General features: G+C 60.4%; 20 protein-coding genes. 8 read left to right on the top strand and 12 right to left on the bottom strand.

Annotated features, from left to right (window positions below; genetic code table 11):
• The first annotated feature begins 140 nt into the window (after positions 1-140).
• Positions 141-1,421 (top strand): dihydroorotase, encoded by a 1,281-nt coding sequence (locus ACILSL_RS24345; RefSeq protein ID WP_395734675.1) that lies wholly within the window; start codon positions 141-143, stop codon positions 1,419-1,421.
• A gap of 2 nt (positions 1,422-1,423) precedes the next feature.
• On the opposite strand, the gene ACILSL_RS24340 is transcribed toward ACILSL_RS24345, so the two are convergent.
• Positions 1,424-2,086, bottom strand: a complete 663-nt coding sequence (locus ACILSL_RS24340; RefSeq protein WP_395734674.1) for a response regulator — start codon at positions 2,084-2,086, stop codon at positions 1,424-1,426.
• Positions 2,087-2,090: 4 nt separating this feature from the next.
• Positions 2,091-3,254: a sensor histidine kinase gene (locus tag ACILSL_RS24335; RefSeq protein WP_395734673.1), complete on the bottom strand. Its 1,164-nt coding sequence runs from the start codon at positions 3,252-3,254 to the stop codon at positions 2,091-2,093.
• Positions 3,255-3,561: 307 nt separating this feature from the next.
• On the opposite strand from ACILSL_RS24335, the gene ACILSL_RS24330 reads away from it, so the two are divergent.
• The gene (locus tag ACILSL_RS24330; protein ID WP_395734672.1) at positions 3,562-4,446 is read left to right on the top strand and encodes a polyprenyl synthetase family protein; all 885 of its coding nucleotides are present in this window, start codon (positions 3,562-3,564) and stop codon (positions 4,444-4,446) included.
• Here the strand turns inward: ACILSL_RS24330 and ACILSL_RS24325 are convergent.
• Positions 4,440-5,063, bottom strand: a complete 624-nt coding sequence (locus tag ACILSL_RS24325) for an outer membrane lipoprotein carrier protein LolA (RefSeq protein WP_395734671.1) — start codon at positions 5,061-5,063, stop codon at positions 4,440-4,442. The two genes, ACILSL_RS24330 and ACILSL_RS24325, sit on opposite strands and share 7 nt — an antisense overlap.
• Before the next feature lie 126 nt (positions 5,064-5,189).
• On the opposite strand from ACILSL_RS24325, the gene fabF reads away from it, so the two are divergent.
• Entirely contained in the window at positions 5,190-6,434 is a 1,245-nt protein-coding gene (fabF, locus tag ACILSL_RS24320; RefSeq protein WP_395734670.1) for a beta-ketoacyl-ACP synthase II, read from the top strand.
• A gap of 65 nt (positions 6,435-6,499) precedes the next feature.
• Complete coding sequence (locus ACILSL_RS24315; protein ID WP_395734669.1) at positions 6,500-6,802, top strand: hypothetical protein; 303 nt, start codon at positions 6,500-6,502, stop codon at positions 6,800-6,802.
• Between the two features lies 1 nt (position 6,803).
• On the opposite strand, the gene ACILSL_RS24310 is transcribed toward ACILSL_RS24315, so the two are convergent.
• On the bottom strand, positions 6,804-8,000 hold the full coding sequence (locus tag ACILSL_RS24310; protein WP_395734668.1) for an alpha/beta hydrolase: 1,197 nt from the start codon (positions 7,998-8,000) through the stop codon (positions 6,804-6,806).
• A gap of 51 nt (positions 8,001-8,051) precedes the next feature.
• On the opposite strand from ACILSL_RS24310, the gene ACILSL_RS24305 reads away from it, so the two are divergent.
• The 3 genes from ACILSL_RS24305 to ACILSL_RS24295 all read left to right on the top strand — a co-directional run bounded on the left by ACILSL_RS24305 (position 8,052) and on the right by ACILSL_RS24295 (position 11,383).
• Entirely contained in the window at positions 8,052-8,972 is a 921-nt protein-coding gene (locus tag ACILSL_RS24305; protein WP_395734667.1) for a sugar phosphate isomerase/epimerase family protein, read from the top strand.
• A 134-nt stretch (positions 8,973-9,106) separates the two neighbouring features.
• Entirely contained in the window at positions 9,107-11,062 is a 1,956-nt protein-coding gene (locus tag ACILSL_RS24300) for an alpha-1,4-glucan--maltose-1-phosphate maltosyltransferase (RefSeq protein ID WP_395734666.1), read from the top strand.
• Between the two features lie 63 nt (positions 11,063-11,125).
• The gene (locus ACILSL_RS24295; protein ID WP_395734665.1) at positions 11,126-11,383 is read left to right on the top strand and encodes a hypothetical protein; all 258 of its coding nucleotides are present in this window, start codon (positions 11,126-11,128) and stop codon (positions 11,381-11,383) included.
• Here the strand turns inward: ACILSL_RS24295 and ACILSL_RS24290 are convergent.
• Positions 11,373-11,591 carry a type II toxin-antitoxin system HicA family toxin gene (locus tag ACILSL_RS24290; protein WP_395734664.1) on the bottom strand — a complete coding sequence of 73 codons (219 nt, stop codon included), beginning with the start codon at positions 11,589-11,591 and terminating at the stop codon, positions 11,373-11,375. The two genes, ACILSL_RS24295 and ACILSL_RS24290, sit on opposite strands and share 11 nt — an antisense overlap.
• 111 nt (positions 11,592-11,702) lie before the next feature.
• Between ACILSL_RS24290 and ACILSL_RS24285 the strand changes: the two genes are divergently transcribed.
• On the top strand, positions 11,703-12,980 hold the full coding sequence (locus ACILSL_RS24285) for a PHP domain-containing protein (protein ID WP_395734663.1): 1,278 nt from the start codon (positions 11,703-11,705) through the stop codon (positions 12,978-12,980).
• Positions 12,981-13,178: 198 nt separating this feature from the next.
• Here the strand turns inward: ACILSL_RS24285 and ACILSL_RS24280 are convergent, their stop codons facing one another.
• The 7 genes from ACILSL_RS24280 to ACILSL_RS24250 form a co-directional block, all read right to left on the bottom strand.
• Positions 13,179-13,778: a hypothetical protein gene (locus tag ACILSL_RS24280; protein ID WP_395734662.1), complete on the bottom strand. Its 600-nt coding sequence runs from the start codon at positions 13,776-13,778 to the stop codon at positions 13,179-13,181.
• A gap of 6 nt (positions 13,779-13,784) precedes the next feature.
• Positions 13,785-15,401, bottom strand: a complete 1,617-nt coding sequence (gene murJ, locus ACILSL_RS24275) for a murein biosynthesis integral membrane protein MurJ (RefSeq protein ID WP_395734661.1) — start codon at positions 15,399-15,401, stop codon at positions 13,785-13,787.
• A complete protein-coding gene (locus ACILSL_RS24270) occupies positions 15,398-16,441 on the bottom strand; it encodes an L-threonylcarbamoyladenylate synthase (protein ID WP_395734660.1) in 1,044 nt (347 codons plus the stop codon). Before ACILSL_RS24270 ends, murJ begins: the two co-directional genes overlap by 4 nt.
• The gene (gene folE2 / locus ACILSL_RS24265) at positions 16,438-17,226 is read right to left on the bottom strand and encodes a GTP cyclohydrolase FolE2 (protein ID WP_395734659.1); all 789 of its coding nucleotides are present in this window, start codon (positions 17,224-17,226) and stop codon (positions 16,438-16,440) included. Before folE2 ends, ACILSL_RS24270 begins: the two co-directional genes overlap by 4 nt.
• Before the next feature lie 86 nt (positions 17,227-17,312).
• Positions 17,313-17,552, bottom strand: a complete 240-nt coding sequence (gene rpsR / locus ACILSL_RS24260; RefSeq protein ID WP_395734658.1) for a 30S ribosomal protein S18 — start codon at positions 17,550-17,552, stop codon at positions 17,313-17,315.
• An 18-nt stretch (positions 17,553-17,570) separates the two neighbouring features.
• Complete coding sequence (gene rpmG, locus ACILSL_RS24255; RefSeq protein WP_395734657.1) at positions 17,571-17,744, bottom strand: 50S ribosomal protein L33; 174 nt, start codon at positions 17,742-17,744, stop codon at positions 17,571-17,573.
• 23 nt (positions 17,745-17,767) lie between these two features.
• On the bottom strand, positions 17,768-18,632 hold an 865-nt coding region (locus tag ACILSL_RS24250; RefSeq protein ID WP_395734656.1), incomplete at its 5' end, for a TraR/DksA family transcriptional regulator.

Here is an 18,632-nt window from a genome sequence, read left to right as displayed (position 1 = left end):
GGCACTCCTGCCTGCAAAACGAGCGTCCCGGGCCATTCGTTGCGGGCAGGAGTGCCCGCATCACTTGGAGCGCCTCCGCTTCAGACGATCTCATTTCACAGGCTTGCGCAGGCGGAAAACATGCCTGACATCATGGCTGCATGAAACGCCTCTACCGCAACGCCCAGATCGCCAGCGAAGACAGTCCGCAGCTCCAGACAGCCGATGTGCTCGTCGAGGGCGGTCAGATCATCGGCGTGGCCGCAGGCATCACCGGCGTCGAAAACGCGGAAATCATCGACTGCACCGGCCGCATTCTGCTGCCCGGGCTCTTTGACATCCACGTCCATGCCCGTGAACCCGGCCAGGAGGACAAGGAAAACATCGCCTCTTGTGCAGAAGCCGCGATCAACGGCGGCGTCACCGGCTTTGTCATGATGCCCAACACCACGCCCGCCATCGACAACGCGGGGGTCGTCCGCAGCGTGCTGGAAAGCGCCCGCCGCACGCGCATCGGCCCCGGCATCTACACCAGCGGAGCCATCACCAAGGGCCGCAAGGGCGAGGAGCTCGCTGGCATCGCGGGCATGAAGGCCGCCGGCTGCGTCATGCTCACCGATGACGGCTATGCCGTGGACAACCCCCAGGTGCTGCGGCGTGCGATGGAATACGCACGAGATTACGACCTGCCGCTCTCCAGCCATTGCGAGCTCAAGGCCCTGAGCGGCAAGGGCTGCATGCACGAAGGCAAGATCAGTTACGCGCTGGGCTTGCCGGGCATCCCGAGCATCAGCGAGGAGATCTGCATCTCACGCGACATCCGCCTTGCGGAATACACCGGCGTGCATCTCAACATCCAGCACGTCACCACCGCCGAAGGCATGGGCACGATCAAACGCGCCAAGGATCGCGGCATCCGCGTCACCTGCGAGATCGCGCCGCATCACCTGATGTTCAATCATGAGCACATCGGCGACTACGACACGCACTACAAAATGAATCCCCCGCTGCGTACGCCCGAGGACAATGCCGCGCTGCTTCAGGGCCTCAAAGACGGCTGGTTTGACGTCATCGCCACGGACCACGCCCCGCACACGCCGTTTGAAAAGAATCAGGATTTCGCCAGCGCGCCCTTCGGCATCACCGGTCTCGAAAGCGCCCTCGTCTCGCTTTACGACCGCTTCATCGCCAAGGACATCCTGAGCTGGCAGCTCATCGTGCAGCGCTACAGTGCCGAGCCGCGCCGCCTCATGAAACTGGCCCCCGTTCCCATCAAGGAAGGCGGCACCGCCGAGTTCATCGTCTTCAATCCCGCCCGCACCACCACCTTCAGCCGCGGCTTCATGAAGTCGAAAAGCATCAACACGCCCTTCATCGACCAAACGCTGCAAGGCATGGTCGAGCGAGTGATGTATCGCGGTGAGGAACTGCTGACGCGGTAATTTCAGCCCAGCCCGAGATCACGCGCCTTGAGAGCGGCTCCTGTGCGGTCCGGCACCCGCAGCTTGTCCAGAATGCGGGTCATGTGATTCTTCACCGTCCCTTCGGCAAGGCTCAGGGCAGAGGCAATTTCCTTGTTGCTCATGCCGCGCACCAGATGCTGGAGAATCTCCACTTCACGTTCAGAGAGCATGCTGGCGAGGCGACGGTCCTCACCGTTGAGGGTGATGGGTCGGGAGAGGCGGTTGAACTCCGCCACCACGTGCGTGGCGATGGTGGGCTGCAGATAGGTCTGGCCAGCAGCGACGACCCTGATGGCATCCAGCATCTGCGGCATCGGAGTGTTTTTGAGAATGTAACCGGAGGCACCTGCACGCAGAGCCTCGAAGACATCCTTTTCCTGATCAAAGACGCTGAGCACCAGCACCCGTATGCCGGGATGCCTGTCACGAATGCGCCGGGTGGCCTCTGCACCGCACATCACCGGCATTTGCAGATCCATCAGCACGACCTGCGGCATGTGTTCCGCAGTCAGTTTCAGGGCCTCCTCCCCATTGGCAGCTTCGGCAACCACCTCAACACTGCTGTCGAGCTCAAGCAGGATGTGCATCGCTTCACGAAACGATGCCTGATCATCGACGAGAAGGGTCTTGATGGGTGAATTCATGCTTTCATGCCGGGATGATCATGCGGCAGCAGCCTCCTCCCTGCTGCTCCGTTCCTGCGAAAAACTCACCATTGAGCAATGCCGCACGTTCGCGCAGGCCTTTCAATCCATGGCTGTTTTCCGGGATTCGGCTGAAGCCGCGGCCATTGTCCGTCACACTTAGCATGATGCGTGCATCCGAAGTGAAATCCAGATGCACCGCGATTTCCGACGCACCCGAATGCCGGCACGCGTTGGTGATGCCCTCCTGTGCACAGCGATAGAGCGAAATCTCCACCAGAGATGGCAAGGCACGTGACTTTCCTGACTGCTGCAACACCAGCTTCAGCCCGGGCCGTTCAGCACCTGTGATCAGCGAAGTCAGCGACTCGGCGAGCGTGCGCTGCTCCTGCGGCGTCGCACGCAGGGAGGCCACCGAGCGTCGGATTTCCGCCAGCCCTTCACGGCTGGCGCGCTGCGCCTTCTGGACCGCATCCAGCGCACGGGCGGGGTCCTGCTTCATCAAAGACTCCGCAACATCGAGCTGGGCCCCCACCACCGTCAGGCTGTGCCCCACCGCGTCATGGATCTCCCGCGCCAGGCGGTTGCGCTCCTGCTCCACGGCGAGCAGCGCCGCCTGCTCGGCCTGCAGTTCAAGCTGGGCGTTGGCGGTGCGCAGTTCCGCCGCCAGACGTGCCGTGTTCATGCGCTGCCTCGAGGCCTGCGTCATCGCAAAGGAACAGCCCATGATGAACACACTGGTGGAGATCTGGCCACACGTCCAAACCACCGCCGGATTCAGGCCGCGCATGGCGTATTCATGCGCGGTGGAAATGGTCAGAGTTATGAAAAGCACCAAAAACATGTGCCGACGCCTTCTCAAAAGCACTCCGGCAAAACCAGCCACGGGCATCCAAAACCATTGCTGCATGCCGATGGGATTGAATGACCCGGCCAGATGGTTGCAGAGGAGAGCAAGCATGGCTTGCACGCCGAGAATCCCGACGACCTGCGCCCTGTTGTGGCATCTTTCCTTGTCAGGGCGCTCCTCCTGATAGAGGTCGAATAACAATCGTTTGAGGAAAAAGAGATTCCAAAAAAACGTCAGCAATCCCACCACGATCAGCTTCGTCGCCTTGGCAACCATGTTGTTTTGGATCATCAGATAGCCAATCCAGGCGATGGGCATCAGGCTGATCCATGCCAAGATCGTAGCCGCGACCAAAACCATCCAGCTAGCGGAGAGATATTTACCTTCGAGACGCACCCCTCCCACCTTTAAACCTCCATGGTCGAATGATTTAGACACCTTTATTGATAGCATGAATCAGCTTATCTTTCACAGATTTGTCTTATTCGCGACAATTCCCATCATTACATGACTTTAGTCATAATCTGCGAAAGCCTCCCCATTGCAGCGATGGAACCCGATCACCGGCCCCTCTCTTGTTAATCCTGCTTGAATTGAGGCAGACTCACGGCTTCACAATCAGCCCATGTCCGATCTCAAAGAATACCTCGCCCAGCGCTGCCAGTTTGTTGATACAGCGCTGAACCGTCTCATCCCGGGCTCTGACACTCGTCCGGTGACCCTGCACCAGGCGATGCGGCACAGCATGTTCGCCGGCGGCAAACGGCTGCGGCCGATCCTCTGCCTCGCAGCGGCGGAAGCCTGTGGCGGATCGGCAGAGGATGCGGTTTACAATGCCTGTGCCGTCGAGTGCCTGCACACCTACTCGCTCATTCACGATGACCTGCCCTGCATGGACGACGACGACATGCGCCGCGGCGTGCCCACCTGCCACAAGGTTTATGGCGAAGCCATCGCGCTGCTGGCGGGGGATGCCCTGCAGGCCCTGGCGTTTGAACTGGTGACGAAGACGCCCATGTCTTCGAATCATCCCACGGCGGTGATGGTGCTGGAACTCGCACGCACGGCAGGCAGCCTGCATCTTGTGGGTGGTCAGGTGGCGGATCTGGAAGGCGAGGGCAAAAAGCTGCCTCTGGAGGATCTGCGTTTTATCCATGAAGGCAAAACCGCCGCGCTTCTCACCACCAGTGTGAAACTGGGGGGCATGAGTGCCAGCGCAAGCCCTGAGCAGATGCAGGCGCTGCATGACTTCGGCATGGCCACCGGCCTGGCCTTCCAGATCATCGACGACATCCTCGACGTGACGCAAACGAGCGAAAAACTCGGCAAAAGCGCCGGCAAGGACGTCGAAGCAGAAAAGAGCACCTACCCGGCGCTGATGGGCCTGGAAGCCTCCCGCGCGGAAGCGCACCGTCTCACCGAGGCGTCTCATCGGGCGCTGGATGTGTTTGGTGACGCCGCATTACGCCTGCGCCAGCTCTCGGACTACCTGCTGAACCGGGACTATTGAGGCTGAAACAATGGAGCTAAATCGCCCACAAGCTTCTCGGGCGGCCCAAAATTGAGCAGCAGCGTGGACCCATCTCCCTGCACAACTCGGAAACCGAGAAGCTGCCTGCCGCCGGGCTCGATCTGCATGTCGAGCTGCCTGAGATACTTTTTGATGAGCAACGGCCGCGGAATCATGGCCACGGTGGTGTAGCCCTTCTCCTGCTGGGTGACTTTGAGCGTGAAGTTGTTTGTCAGGGATTCAGGGTCCATCTCCCGGCCGCTGAGGAATTTCATCCACATGCGCACCCGGCTGTCGTCGGGCTTCAAGGTCTGCCAAGGGGCGTCCGCGCTTTCCTTGAGACGCACGGTTTCCTTGTCGAAGACCAGGATCGTCGCCGCGGGTGACCCCAGTTCCAGGCGAAACCGGCCGTCGGCCATGCGCCAGAAGCGCCCATTGGCGGTGGCGGGCTCCTTGAGCGCAGGTGTGGTGTGGGTCTGCTGAAAGGCGACTTTGATGCTGCCAATGCTCTTTTGCATCGCCATCCATTCCCGCATCACGGGTGGAATGAGCGCAGGATCGGGCGCCGCCTGGACGGGCAGCGTCAGCCAGAGGGCGGCGGCAAGAACGGATGGCAAACGAATCACACTTTGAGCATGACACCCAAAACACCCAGGTCTCAAGCTTTTCGCTGCCATGTTTTCCCTTGCCCCCCCGTGCAATCCGTGTTCTCTGAACTTTCGAACCAACCCCTATTTATACACATGAGCGAGCGTCGCGTAGTCATCACCGGCATGGGAGTTATCTCCCCGGTCGGCAATACCAAAGATGACTTTTGGAAGAACATCCAGGCAGGAAAGAGCGGCATCCGCCGCATCCAGTCCATGGACACCGAAAAGTACGACTGCAAGATCGCGGGCGAGGTGGTGGATTTTGATCCGACCGTACATTTCAACAATCACAAGGACGCCCGCCGCGCCGACCGCTACTTCCAGTTTGCCATGGCAGCCTCGAAAATGGCCGCCAAGGACGCTGGTCTGAACCCGGACAGCCTCGACCCCCACCGCGTGGGCGTCATGGTTGGCAGTGGCATCGGCGGTCTCGGCACCCTGGAAACGCAGTATGAGATTCTGCTGACGAAGTCCCCTTCCCGCGTCTCCCCTTTCATCATCCCGATGATGATCTCAAACATCGCCAGCGGCATGATCGCGGCGGAATACGGATTCATGGGACCGAACATGGCCATCGTCACGGCCTGCGCGACTTCGAACAACAACATCGGCGAAGCCTGGCGGAACATCAAATTTGGCGATGCCGACGTGATGATCTGCGGCGGCGCTGAAGCCTCCATCCGCCCCTGCGGCCTTGCCGGATTTGCGAACATGAAGGCGCTGAGCATGCGCAACGACGATCCTGAGCGGGCATCCCGCCCCTGGGACAAGGACCGTGACGGTTTCGTCATGGGCGAAGGCGCCGGCGTTGTCGTCATCGAAGAACTGGAGCACGCCAAAAAGCGCGGTGCGACGATTTACGCGGAGCTGGTGGGCTACGGCGCCACGGCAGATGCCTACCACCTCACCTCCCCACATCCGGAAGGTCTGGGCGCGGCCAAGTGCATGGAGATGGCCCTGCGCCATGCCAAGATGAACGTGACCGACATTCAGTACATCAACGCTCACGCCACCTCGACCCCCATGGGCGATCTGTGCGAGCTGCGCGCCATCAAGCGCGTCTTTGGCGACTACGCCACCAATGGCCTGCTAGTCTCCGGCACCAAATCGATGACGGGTCACCTGCTCGGCGCTGCGGGTGGTGTCGAACTCATCGCCTCCATTTACGCAATTCGGGACCAGGTGGTGCCGCCGACTATCAACGTCGACAACCTCGACCCCGAGGTGGACGTGGACGTGGTGCCAAACACCGCCCGTCCGGCGAAGATTGACGCTGTCCTGAGCAACTCCTTCGGCTTCGGCGGCCACAACGCTGCGCTGCTGATCAAGAAGTTCTAAGACTGATCGCTGCAGCGGCGTCTGTTTGAATGTCTCGGGAGCTGGCATACAGCTCCCGAAATTTCATGTTGCTCACACTCGCCCGATTTTATAGCACGCTCTCCCTGGCGCTACCCCCTGTGGCTCTGGTGGTGCTCGGTGCCATGATCGCCGGTTATAAGGAGACCGGCCCCCAGTCCAACGGGCTGGGGACCTTCATCCTGATTGCTGGCACCATCCTGGCAGGACTGTCAATCAACGCAGCCGTGGCTGGAATAGTGGCATGGCGCTGGCCCCGCGCACGCACGACGTTTTCGCGCATTGCCTGGATGGCAGGGGCCTTGCTCATCCTGTCCGTCGTTCTCTATGGGATGCTTCGCCTGCTTTGATTCAACGCGTCACTGCCAGCTCCACGTCTTTTGCACCTGCGGCGATGTCGAGGCTCCAGCCGCCTGCGCCGGGCTTCTGCTCTTTCGTCGTCACCGTGCCGTCTGCTGTTTCCAGCCCCGGCACATCCGCTGCGCTGTAACTCACCGTCAGCTTCACTTTGCCGACGATGGGGCCGGTCCGCTCATCCAGCTTGAACTTGCCGCCCATCACGCGTGCGCAGGCCACGGGTGCGGAGGGATCATCTGAGGCAAAGACAATGCTTCCCCAGCTCACCGGCTTGCCGTTCACGCTGACCTTGCCGTTGATGGCGGTACGCTTCATCGGCTTGAGGAACCCCTGATTGCGCAGCCAGTCGCGCAGGTGCGTGCTCCAGGTGCCCAGCACGGGATCGCCCAGAAACAGGCCCACGCCATGCGGGCCGGGACGGTAGATGTGCAGCTCGGCGGGGACTTTGTTTTTCCGGCAGGCCAGGTAGAAGGCCACGGCGTTTTCGGCAGGCACCACGGTGTCCTCATCGGTCTGGAAGATGAAGGTGGGCGGCGTATTGGCCGTCACGCGCGTCTCCGTGCTCACGTGCTTCGCCAGTTCGTCGTTGTCATTCGGCCCCAGCAGATTTTTGCGGGAGCCTTTATGTCCGTAATCTTCAATCATCGAGATCACGGGATAAGTTGGCGCAGCGACATCCGGACGCGCGCTGACCTGATCAATCGCATCATTCGTCATGCCTGCAGGCTTTTCATCAAACATCGTCGCCGCCATCGAGGTCAGGTGACCACCTGCGGAGAAGCCGATGATGCCGATGCGGTTCGGATCAATGCCATACTCCTTGGCATTCGCCCGCACATGGCGGATGGCACGCTGCACATCGATGAGCTGAGTGGGAAAATGGTAGCCCTGGCTGCCGAGACGGTAGTGCAGCACGAAGGCGGAAACGCCGAGGCCGTTGAACCATTTGGCCACCTGCACGCCCTCATGATCCGCAGCCAGACCGCCGTAACCGCCGCCGGGGCACACCACAAAGGCAGCCCCATTGGCCTTGTCCTTGGCAGCCGCCCACACATTGATGAAGGGCTGATCTTTGTCCTCCGTGCCTTTCGCTCCCGGTGCGCCATCGGGCCAGAGCTTGACCTTGGTGGGCTCGGCGTGGGCGAGGGAGGTGAAAAAGAGGGCGGCGGCGAAAAGAGAAATCTTGTTCATGCAGGTGGAAGTCTGTTAATCCTGTCTTTTCCATCCGTTCTTTCATCCGCCATGATCTCACGCCGTCATTTTCTCTCCACCAGCCTTGGCGCGCTCAGCGTCTCCACCCTGCCTGCCATTGAGCCCATCAAGCGTCCCGGCAAAAGCCGCATGCAGCTCGGCGTCGCCGCCTACAGCTTCCGCGAGTACTTCCAGTGGATGCGCGACAAGGAGCAGAAGCCCAAGAACGGCAAGGCGCAGTGGAGCATCCTCGATTTCATCGACTGGTGCGGCGACAACAACGTCCCCGGCGCGGAAGTGACGAGTTACTTTTTCCCGAAGGACGTAGACGAGGCTTTTCTGCTGGAGGTAAAGCGCCGTGCCTACCTGCGTGGCGTGCAGCTCGCAGGCACCGCCGTGGGCAACAATTTTGCTTTGCCCAAAGGCGAGAAGCTCAGCGAGCAGATCGCCTACACGAAGAAGTGGATCGACTACTCCGCGATCATGGGCGCACCGCACATCCGCGTGTTTGCCGGGCCGCAGCCGAAGGACCTCAGCGAGGAGCAGGCGGTGGCCAACTGCCTCGAATCCTACCAGGAGTGCCTCGACTACGCCGCCAAGAAGGGCGTCTTCCTCGGTCTGGAAAACCACGGCGGCATCGTCGCCGAACCGGAAAACCTCATCAAGATGGTGAAGGCTGCCAAGAGCCCCTGGGCCGGCATCAACCTCGACAGCGGCAACTTCCACACGGAAGACCCTTATGCCGACCTCGCCAAGATCGCCCCTTACGCCGTCAACGTGCAGCTCAAGATGGAGATCAGCCGCAAAGGTGCCGCCAAAGGCGTCAGCGAGCCCAGCGATGTGAAACGCGTGATCCAGATCATGCGCGACGCCAACTACCAGGGCTGGTTCACGCTGGAGTTTGAGACCAAGGAAGATCCGTTTGTGCGAGTGCCTGAGATTTGTGACATGCTGCGCCCTCTTCTGGCCTGAGTTTGCGGTGGTTTCCACTGCCAAGGCAGGCGCGTGCCCGCGTGACTCCACATGCTCTGGGGAGCGGAAGGTCTTTGAAAACCACCGTCAACGACTGTAAACACCCTTAGCCCCGCAAACTTCCCTCCTCCCTCATGTCCGTCACCCACGCCCCCACCGTTGTCATCGAGAACTTCTATCCCTGCCTGGATGGCGGACGGCATCCGGTCAAACGGGTGATCGACGAGCCACTGGATGTGTGGTGTGACATTTTCAAAGACGGGCACGATGTGATGAGCGCGGTGCTACGCTGGCGGCTGACGGGCTCACGCCGCTGGTTTGAGGCGCCGATGAAGCCGACTGAAAATGACCGCTGGCATGGGCAGTGCAGCTTTTCCAAAGCAGGGCGCTGGGAGTATGTGGTGGAAGCCTGGGGCGACACCTTCCGTTCCTGGAAGAAGACTTTTGCCGTGCGGGTGCAGGCCAAAGATCCGGACGTGCCGATCGAGGCGCAGGAAGGTGCACGGCTGCTGCGAGATGCCGCCAAGCGCGCACGCGCAGCGGGTGTGCCGACTGCGGGTACGCAGCTCGAAGATTTCGCGGATCTGCTCACGACGGTGAAGGCTGCGGATCTCATGGACGTGCTGCTTTCGGACGAGATGCAGAGCCTGATGGATCAGTATCCGGACCGCTCCCAATCCACCACTTCCGACACGCTGCGCGCCACCGCAGAACGCGAGCGCGCCCGCTTCTCCGCCTGGTATGAATTCTTCCCGCGTGGCGCCGAAGGGCGTAGCGACAAGCATTCCTCCTTCCGCGACTGCCTGGGTCGTCTCGATCACGCGGCTCATATGGGCTTCGATGTGATTTACTTCCCGCCGATTCACCCGATCGGCATCACGGCCCGCAAAGGCAAAAACAACACGCTCACGGCCAAGCCTGATGATGTGGGCAGTCCTTGGGCCATCGGTGGCCCGACGGGCGGGCATCGCCACATCGAACCCGCGCTCGGCACGGAGAAGGATTTCGTGTGGCTGGTGAAGGAAGCGAAAAAGCGCGGACTGGAGATCGCCCTCGATTTTGCACTCAACTGCTCGCCGGATCATCCCTACGTCAAAGATCATCCGGAGTGGTTCTACAAGCGCCCGGACGGCAGCATCCGCTACGCGGAGAATCCGCCGAAGAAATATCAGGACATCTACCCGCTCAACTTCCACTGCGACGACTGGCGCAACTTGTGGAAGGAGCTCATCGCCGTGGTGCAGTACTGGGTGGATCGCGGCGTGAAAATTTTCCGCGTGGACAATCCGCACACCAAGCCCGTGGCGTTCTGGGAAGAGCTGATCGCCACCATCCAGCGCAAGGACCCTGATGTGCTCTTCCTCGCCGAAGCCTTCACCAAGCCAAAGATGATGCAGGTGCTGGGCAAGGTGGGCTTCACGCAGAGCTACACCTACTTCACCTGGCGTGAGGACAAGCACTCGCTCACCGAGTACGCCACCGAACTCACGCGCACGGACATGCGCTGGTACTACCGCGCCAATTTCTGGCCCAACACGCCGGACATCCTTCCCGGCCACCTGCAGAATGCCAATTCACAGATGTTCCGCATCCGCGCCGCGCTGGCCGCCACGATGTCCTCCTGCTGGGGGATGTACTCCGGCTATGAACTCTGCGAGAATGACCCGTATCCGGGCAAGGAGGAATACGACAACAGCGAGAAGTACGAACTGAAGCAGCGCGACTACAACCAACTGGGCAACATCACCGCCTTCATCCGCGCGCTGAATCTGATCCGCCGCGACAATCCGGCGCTGCATCTTTACGACAATCTCAGTTTCCACGGTGCCGATCACGGCCAGATGCTCTGCTACAGCAAGGTCACGCCCGACTTCAGCAACCGCATCCTCTCCGTGATCAGCCACGACGCCCATCATCCCGCCATCGGCATGGTGCATCTGGATCTGGCCGCCCTCGGCCTCGATGGCAGCCGCCCCTACAAGGTTACCGACTTGCTGCACAACCAGACCTACGAATGGCGTGGCGCAGACAACTACGTGGCGCTGCACCCCACGGGGATGTCGATGCACATCTTCCGGGTGGAGCAGTGATGCTTTGTCCTCCCAAGCTTGCCACGACTTGCATTTAAGATCTCAGCAGTCATATTTCCCGCCGTGGATAACCTTCTCAAATACCGCCGGATGGCTTTGAAACGCGCCGAGATCATTGATCTTGGCGAAGATGAAGGTTATGCGGCCAAAATCCCGGGATTTGCGGGCTTGCTGGCAGTGGGTTCGAGCAAAAGAGCCGCCCTCTCCGAACTAGGATCGGCGCTGGATGACTGGATGAGCCTGGCGTTGAAGCGTGGCTTGGGTTTGCCTGCCGTCGCGACTTCGCAAAAAGTTCGGCCTCGTACCATGATCAGCGCTTGAGCCACTCCTGCCGGGAGATGCCAGCTTCATCGAGGATCAGTTTGAGCAGGTTGATGCCAATATCACTTCCGCCATGAGGGTTTGGAATGGTGAGTTGAACAAGGCCTTTGACCATGTGCTGGTGTTTTCCTCCGGCATAAGGGCCATCCCAACCAAGTGCGCGGAGGCGCTTGATCAATTGGGCACGAGATATAGGAGCTAGCCGCATGAGGTAAGTTGTCCATACTCACTCGGCAAACAACGCTTTTCTCCGCCACCTGGATACTAGGATAAGGAGCGCTAACAATCCTTACAATTCACGCGAGATGAGACTTGCAACATGCGTTCGGAAAAGATGCGCCCAGCCATTCTCAGCCTTCTCGTTTTCGGATTGATCCACACCGCCACCGCCGCAGAGCCGCGCTGGTACAAGGGGAACACGCACACGCATTCGCTCTGGAGTGATGGGAACGATTTTCCGGAGATGATCACGGACTGGTACAAGCAGCATGGCTACGACTTCCTGGCCATCTCCGACCACAACGTGCTCCAGGCGAAAGAGGTGTGGATGAGCGAGCCCGCCATCGAGAAGCGCCGCAAGGCACTGGGCAAGACCACGATGGAAAAATACCACGCCCGCTTTGGCGACGAGTGGGTGACCACTCGTGTCAAAGACGGCGTGACCGAGGTGCGGCTGAAGAAGTTGGAGGAGTACCGCCCCAAGTTTGAAGAGCCGGGAAAGTTCCTGCTTATCCAGGCCGAGGAGATCAGCGCAGGCTTTGGCAAAATTCCGATCCACCTCAACGCATTGAATCTGCGCGAGGAGATCAAGCCGGTGAAGGACCTCAGCAGCATCCAGGAGGTGATGCGGGCCAACCTGAAAATGGTGAACGAGCAGTCGCAGCGCCTCGGCATCCCCATGTTCTCCCACATCAACCACCCGAACTTCCGCTGGGCGCTTTCCGCCGAGGATCTGGCGGCAGTGCTGGAGGAAAACTTCTGGGAGATCTACAACGGCCACCCCACCATCAACTACCCCGGCGATGCCTCGCGCATGGGACATGAAAAAATCTGGGATGTGGCCAACACGCTGCGCATCTCTGAATTCAAAGCACCACCGCTCTACGGCGTGGGCACGGATGACTCGCATAAGTACCACGGCGAGGAAAACGGCCCCGGCCGTGGCTGGGTGATGGTGCGCGCCACCAGCCTGGACCCCGCCGAGATCGTGAAGGCGATGAAGGCCGGCGATTTCTACGCCTCCTCAGGCGTGACGCTGGACGATGTGAGCTTCAAGGACGGCGAGCTGCGCATCCGCATTCATGCAGAGCCCGGCGTCACCTACAGCACGCAGATTCGCGGCACGCTGCCCGGCTACGACGCCACCACCCGCCCGGCTCCCACGGTGGCCGATGACCTGCATCCGCCGCGCCTGCTCTACTCCGACGACATCGGCAAGACGCTGGCGACCATCGAAGGCACGGAAGTCGTCTGGAAACCCAGTGGCAAGGAGCTGTATTTCCGCGCGGTGATCACCTCCTCAAAGCCTTTTGCAAATCCGTCCTTCGAAGGACAGAAAGAGATGGCCTGGACGCAGCCGATGGGGTGGAAGAAGTAGAATCACGCAGCGATTGATGCTCGGTCGTAGGATGGGTGTGGCGACAGCCCGCCCGTCTCTCAGCGCATGGCATGTGCTGTCGCGTACGAACATCTTCGAAGTCGGGCGGTTTGGCGGAGGGGAGCACTGTGCTTGAGAATGCCGCATTCGCCAAACACACCCGACCTGCGGCCCGGAAGGCGCTTCGGTGGCCGGCTTTCACCGAATCCTCATCCCTTGCATGCGCCCCTGCATGGCTTCGAGCATCGGGGCCATTTCCAGTTTCATGGAGAGCGGCGCTTCCTTGAAGAAGAGGCCCATGTCCTTGGTGAAGGATTTTTCAAAACTGGCCGCGTCCTGATCGAGCATCATCTGCATCTCAGGATTCTTCGCGGACTTCTTTTTCATCTCGCGCTGAATGCCGCCAATGATGCGGCGGCGGTCTTCGGCGGGCAGTTTCTCCAGGCCCTTCATCACGGCCTTGAAGTTTTCCTCCACCGTGCGGTTCACGTACTCGCCCTTTTCTTCATCGGTGAGCGATTTGAAAAAGCGGTCCATGGTCTCCAGGCCGTCCTCACGCATCGTGCTGCGCTGGCTGAAGTCGAGCCTGATGACGGAGTTGATGACCTTGTCGAGGTGCGCTTTGCGCTTCGATTCCGCCAGATCTTCATCCGCCAGCCACGGCGCATCTGCCATGAGTGCGAGCGTCTTCTCGGACGAAAACACCGAGTCCTCGGTCACCCACATGACCACGCCGACTCCAGCCCAGACGAGGGCAAGAAAGGCGGCGACCTGAAACCAGAAGCGTTGGAGCGGCATGGCCGGTTACTTCTTGCCAAAGCGGCGGCCTAGCAACGAGAGAAATTCGCCGGCTTCCTCCACCTGGAGCTTCTTGGTGACGGCGAAATAGGCGACCGCAGCGATGCTGATGCTGACGCCGAGCCCGGCGCAGCGCAGCATGAAGTTCAGGTGCGACCAGTCCGCCATGATCGTGTACTTGGCCGTAAAGCAGACAGCGGACATAACGGCAATGCCGATGAGAAGCTTGAGGAGTGACTGCACCAGAGAGCCTGTTTCAAGGCCGGAGGCAAACTTGCGCATGCAGAGATACAGCGTGAGGAAATTGAGCGAGAGACCGACCGCCGTGGCCCAGGCAAGTGCGGTGTGGTCCCACTTGAAGACGAAGACGGTGATGGAGTTCACCGTCGCCGTGAACGCGATGACGCCGATGCTGACGAGCATGGGAATGAAGCGGCGGTTGATGGTGTAAAACGCGGGCTGCAGCACTTTGATGGCGGCGTAGAAGATGAGGCCGAAGGCGTAGGCCTGCAGCGGTGCAGCGGTGTTTTGCACGTCCTGCGCGGTGAATTTACCGTGCTCGAAAATGACGGAGATGATTTCCTTTGAAAGCAGCGTGAGGCCCACAGCGCAGGGCAGCGTGAGGAAGAGCACGAGGCGCAGGCCTTTGGCAAGGGCGCCGCGAAACGCAGGGGTGATGCCCTCGGTAGCCAGACGGGAAAGCATGGGCAGCGTGACGGTGGCCACGGCGACACCAAACAGGCCGAGCGGAAGCTGCTGCAGGCGCTGGGCATTCGCCAGCCAGGCAAGCGCCGACTCCTTGCCAGGTGTGTAAGAGGCGAAAATGGAATTGAGCAGCACCGCCACCTGCGTGCCGCTGGCGGCAAGCATCGAAGGCCACATGAGGTGGAGCACTTCTTTGACCGCAGGGTCTTTGCAACCGAAGTCAAAGCGAAAACGAAACCCGACACGATGCAGTGAGGGAAGCTGCACCGCGAGCTGGAGCACACCGCCGATCAAGGTGCCGATGGCAAAGCCGGTGAGGCCTTTTTCACTGACATGGCCGTGGCGGAAACCGGGATCAATGAGCCACGCCAGCGCGACACCGCCGACGATGCAGCCAAGATTGAAGAACGCTGAAGCGACGGCGGGGATGAAGAACACTTTCTTTGAGTTCAGCATGCCCATGACCAGCGCGGTGACGGACACCAGCGCGATGAAAGGGTACATGATCTGCGCCAGCCAGATACCGAGCACCTTGGCCTCTTCGCTGAGACCGGGCGTCAGGATGCGGAAGATGATCGGCGAGAGCAGCACGCCAGCGATGGCCACGATGCCCATGAACCACATCGAGAGCGAGATCATCTTGCGCCCGAGCACCCAGGCGGCTTCGTCGCCTTCGGTCTTCATCTTCTTGGAGAAGGTGGTGACGAAGGCCGTGGAGAGCGCGCCTTCGGCAAACAGGTCACGCAGCATGTTTGGCGTGCGGAAGGCGGCGGTGAAGATGCCGGTGAAGGCGGAGCCAAAGAAGCCGTTCAGCATCTGGTCCCGCACGAGGCCGAGCACGCGACTGCAGAGGATGGCGATGGAAACGATCCCGGTGGATCGTGCCTGGGAGGAGGAGTCTTTTTTTTCTTCGCTCATGAGGAGTAGCGGCGGCTGGCGCGCCGCAGTTTGTCCATCATGGCGATTCCCATGCCATGTTCATGCAACGGTTCTGCAATGATTTCATCCACGCCGAGCTTGTCGAGGGCGCGGAGGACGTAGAAGAAGCGCACGGCGGCTTCGGGGAGCTTGCCGTTGCCGGGGCTGAGCATCATCACTTCCTCCCATTCGCAAAGATTGAGATAGCCGTCCTTTTCTTCGCCACGGTAGCTCAGCAGGGCGTAGCGTTTGCCCTCTTCGGGGATGAAATCAGAAGGGCGCTCCAGCAGGCGCAGCGGGGTTTTCGGCGCGTAATGGGAGGCGAGCTGGCCGGGGGCGGCGGTGGCTTCATCGACGACGGTGCGCGATGTGTAGCGCACCTTGCCGTAGGCTTTCAAATCTTCCGCCGTGATGGGGCCCGGGCGCACGATGTCGATGAACATCTTCGGGCTGCCGGGCTCGATCTTGATGATGGTGGACTCCAGGCCAAACATGCAGGCGCCGGCATCCACGATGAGATGGATGCGGCCATCGAGCTCCGAAAGCACCGCGCTGGCGGAGGTGGGGCTGATGGAGCCAAAGCGGTTCGCACTGGGTGCGGCGATGGGTTTGCCGAGATCGGTGATAACGCGGCGGAAAATGGGATTGGAGCTGACGCGCACGGCCACGGTGGGCAGCCCGGCGGTGACGAGATCGGGGACGATGGGCTTCTTCGGCAGCAAAATGGTCAGCGGGCCGGGCCAGAAGCGTTCGACCATCTTTTTCAGCGTGGCGGCAATCTCCGGCGGCACATCGGCCACGAGATCAATCTGCTCCTTGCTGACCAGATGAACGATGAGCGGATCGAAGGTGGGGCGCTCTTTGGCTTCGAAGATTTTCGCGACGGCAGCGGCATCCAGCGCATTGGCCGCGAGGCCATAGACGGTTTCGGTGGGCAGGGCGACGACTTCCCCCTCACGCAGCAGGCGGACGGCCTCATCGACCGCCTGGTGCATCAGCGGGGGCTGGTCGGTGGGCAGAACGGCGGTGACGTAACTCATGATGGCGATGTGTGGCTTTCAATCACCGCCCAGGCGTTGTGATTGTGGATGGATTCGTAATTCTCTGCTTCAACGCGGAACCAGGTGATGCACGGATGCGCCTTGGCTTTCACGGCGATGTTGCGCACGAGGTCTTCGACGAAGACGGGATTGTCGTAGGCGGCTTCGGTGACGAACTTTTCGTCAGGGCGCTTGAGGAGGCTGTACAATTCGCTGCTGGCGCTTTGTTCCACGAGCTCAAGGAGGTCTTCGATCCAGACGGGGTCGCTGAAACGAATGGCAAGGGTGACGGTGCCGCGCTGATTGTGCGCACCACGGGCGCTGATAGCCTTGGAGCAGGGGCAGAGCGTGGTCACGGGCACCTCGACGGTGAGGACGAAGTCAGTCTTCTCCTTGTCCGTGTTCACTTCAAAGATCACACCGTAGTCAAGCAGACCCTCAGCGCCGGAGACCGGGGCCTTTTTGGAGCGGAAGTATGGGAAGCGCATTTCCACGTGCGCCTTGTCAGCATGGAGCTTTTTCATCAGCTCCCGCGGCATGGCGACGATGTTGGAGACGGTCAGTTCCTTGCCGTGGGCATGCAGCACCTCGACAAAGCGGCTCATATGAGTGCCTTTGAAATGGTGCGGCAGATCAACGGCCAGGGAAACGGTGGCGACGGTGTGCTGCACGGCGGCATCACGGTCACGGATGCTCAGGGGAAAGCGCAGGCTGCGCACGCCCACGCGATCAATGGGCAGACAGCGTTCATCGCGTTCATTTTGCGTGTCGGTAAGGGCGGACATGGGCTGGAAATGAAACTTCCCACTGCCGCTATTGCAACAGTGGGAAGCAGATCAAAAGGGACCCTTTACGGGCAAACCCTGCGAAATCAAGGCATGAGGTTCACAGCGCGGGAGCGCTTGATCTCACGGACGACCACACGGTGCAGCCAGGCTGGAAGACCCGTGATGCGGCGGGGAATGAGCTTGCCGGATTCCGTGGTGAAACGGGCGAGCAGCTCAGGATTGGTGTAGGAAATCTTTTCCACCGGGATGTCCACACGGCGACGCGGCATCTTGCGATTCGCGCGACGGAAATTGGACATGCGTTCTTTGGTCTTCGGTTGCATGGCAGTCTTGGGTAAAAATTAGCGGGTTTCGCGATGAAGAGTGCGCTTCTTCATGTAGTGATTGAACTTCACCTTCTCAAGACGGCCCGGAGTGCGGACGCTTTTCTTGTTGCGCGTGGTCACGTAGCGGGAGGGCGGCATACCTGCGGCTTTCGCTTCGGTGCATTCAAGGGTGATGATTTCTCGCGGCATAAATTTGGGGGGCTGAGACTAGATCACTCTTTGGAGAAGTCAAGCGATTCGCCTGAGTTGTTATTTGAAGAGCTCGGAGCAGCGTCATCTTCGTCCTTGTCGTCGTCGGAAGCGTCGTCGGCATTGTCGAGGCCGAAGAGGGAGTGCACCGGGCGGCTCCAGCGGCCGCTCATCTGGCTGCGCTCCAGCTTTTCCTGATAGGTGACGGAGAAGCGGGCGAAGGGCATGGCCTCCAGGCGCTCTTCGGGGATCATGACGCCGGTGCCTTCGCACAGGCCGTAGGTGCCGGTTTCGATGCGCTTGAGCGCTTCGTTGATTTCGTAGAGGGCGTCCTGTTCCTTGCCGAGCAGGCTGAGGGCGAAGTCGCGGTCATAGGCGTCACTGCCGGCGTCGGCCTGATGCATGCCGAAAGCGGAGGAGTCACCGTTTTCATTGCGGATGGTCTCGCTGGCCACGCCTTCGATGGAGTTCAGGTAGGCGTCGCGCAGCTCAATGAGGCGCTGTTTCTGCTTCTTGAGGAAGGGGGTCATCTTGACCGGGCCCTTGGCGATTTCGATGGTGATGCCTTCTTCTTCACGATTGAGGCGTGAGCGCGGCGTGCCGGTGGTGGAAACGGAAGTGCGGCCTTTGGGGACCAGCGGAGCGGGAGTGCTCTTGGAGGAGGGCTTGGCGGCTTTGACTGGAGCCGGAGCGGCGACAGCGGCGGCCTTCACGGGTGCCGGAGCAGGGGTGGCTTTGGCAGCAGGCTTCTCAGCTTTGGCAGCAGGCTTCCCAGCCTTGGCGGCGGGCTTTTCAGCTTTAGCTGGAGCCTTCTTGGCGGGAGCAGCGGCTTTGGCGGCGGCTTTTTTGGCGGGGGCGGGTGTCTTGGCGGCAGCTTTTGTCGGGGCG

The organism is Prosthecobacter sp. (assembly GCF_044222345.1).
In the GTDB taxonomy this organism is placed as follows: domain Bacteria; phylum Verrucomicrobiota; class Verrucomicrobiia; order Verrucomicrobiales; family Verrucomicrobiaceae; genus Prosthecobacter.
This window is presented reverse-complemented; position numbering and strand designations above follow the sequence as displayed.

What these genes read in the sequence shown, in the direction of transcription:
- ACILSL_RS24345 (WP_395734675.1), top strand. Translation starts at nt 141, where the DNA reads ATGAAACGCCTCTACCGCAACGCCCAGATCGCCAGCGAAGACAGTCCG.
- ACILSL_RS24340 (WP_395734674.1), bottom strand. Translation starts at nt 2,086, where the DNA reads ATGAATTCACCCATCAAGACCCTTCTCGTCGATGATCAGGCATCGTTT.
- ACILSL_RS24335 (WP_395734673.1), bottom strand. Translation starts at nt 3,254, where the DNA reads ATGCCCATCGCCTGGATTGGCTATCTGATGATCCAAAACAACATGGTT.
- ACILSL_RS24330 (WP_395734672.1), top strand. Translation starts at nt 3,562, where the DNA reads ATGTCCGATCTCAAAGAATACCTCGCCCAGCGCTGCCAGTTTGTTGAT.
- fabF (WP_395734670.1), top strand. Translation starts at nt 5,190, where the DNA reads ATGAGCGAGCGTCGCGTAGTCATCACCGGCATGGGAGTTATCTCCCCG.
- ACILSL_RS24315 (WP_395734669.1), top strand. Translation starts at nt 6,500, where the DNA reads ATGTTGCTCACACTCGCCCGATTTTATAGCACGCTCTCCCTGGCGCTA.
- ACILSL_RS24310 (WP_395734668.1), bottom strand. Translation starts at nt 8,000, where the DNA reads ATGAACAAGATTTCTCTTTTCGCCGCCGCCCTCTTTTTCACCTCCCTC.
- ACILSL_RS24305 (WP_395734667.1), top strand. Translation starts at nt 8,052, where the DNA reads ATGATCTCACGCCGTCATTTTCTCTCCACCAGCCTTGGCGCGCTCAGC.
- ACILSL_RS24300 (WP_395734666.1), top strand. Translation starts at nt 9,107, where the DNA reads ATGTCCGTCACCCACGCCCCCACCGTTGTCATCGAGAACTTCTATCCC.
- ACILSL_RS24290 (WP_395734664.1), bottom strand. Translation starts at nt 11,591, where the DNA reads ATGCGGCTAGCTCCTATATCTCGTGCCCAATTGATCAAGCGCCTCCGC.
- ACILSL_RS24285 (WP_395734663.1), top strand. Translation starts at nt 11,703, where the DNA reads ATGCGTTCGGAAAAGATGCGCCCAGCCATTCTCAGCCTTCTCGTTTTC.
- ACILSL_RS24280 (WP_395734662.1), bottom strand. Translation starts at nt 13,778, where the DNA reads ATGCCGCTCCAACGCTTCTGGTTTCAGGTCGCCGCCTTTCTTGCCCTC.
- murJ (WP_395734661.1), bottom strand. Translation starts at nt 15,401, where the DNA reads ATGAGCGAAGAAAAAAAAGACTCCTCCTCCCAGGCACGATCCACCGGG.
- ACILSL_RS24270 (WP_395734660.1), bottom strand. Translation starts at nt 16,441, where the DNA reads ATGAGTTACGTCACCGCCGTTCTGCCCACCGACCAGCCCCCGCTGATG.
- folE2 (WP_395734659.1), bottom strand. Translation starts at nt 17,226, where the DNA reads ATGTCCGCCCTTACCGACACGCAAAATGAACGCGATGAACGCTGTCTG.
- rpsR (WP_395734658.1), bottom strand. Translation starts at nt 17,552, where the DNA reads ATGCAACCGAAGACCAAAGAACGCATGTCCAATTTCCGTCGCGCGAAT.
- rpmG (WP_395734657.1), bottom strand. Translation starts at nt 17,744, where the DNA reads ATGCCGCGAGAAATCATCACCCTTGAATGCACCGAAGCGAAAGCCGCA.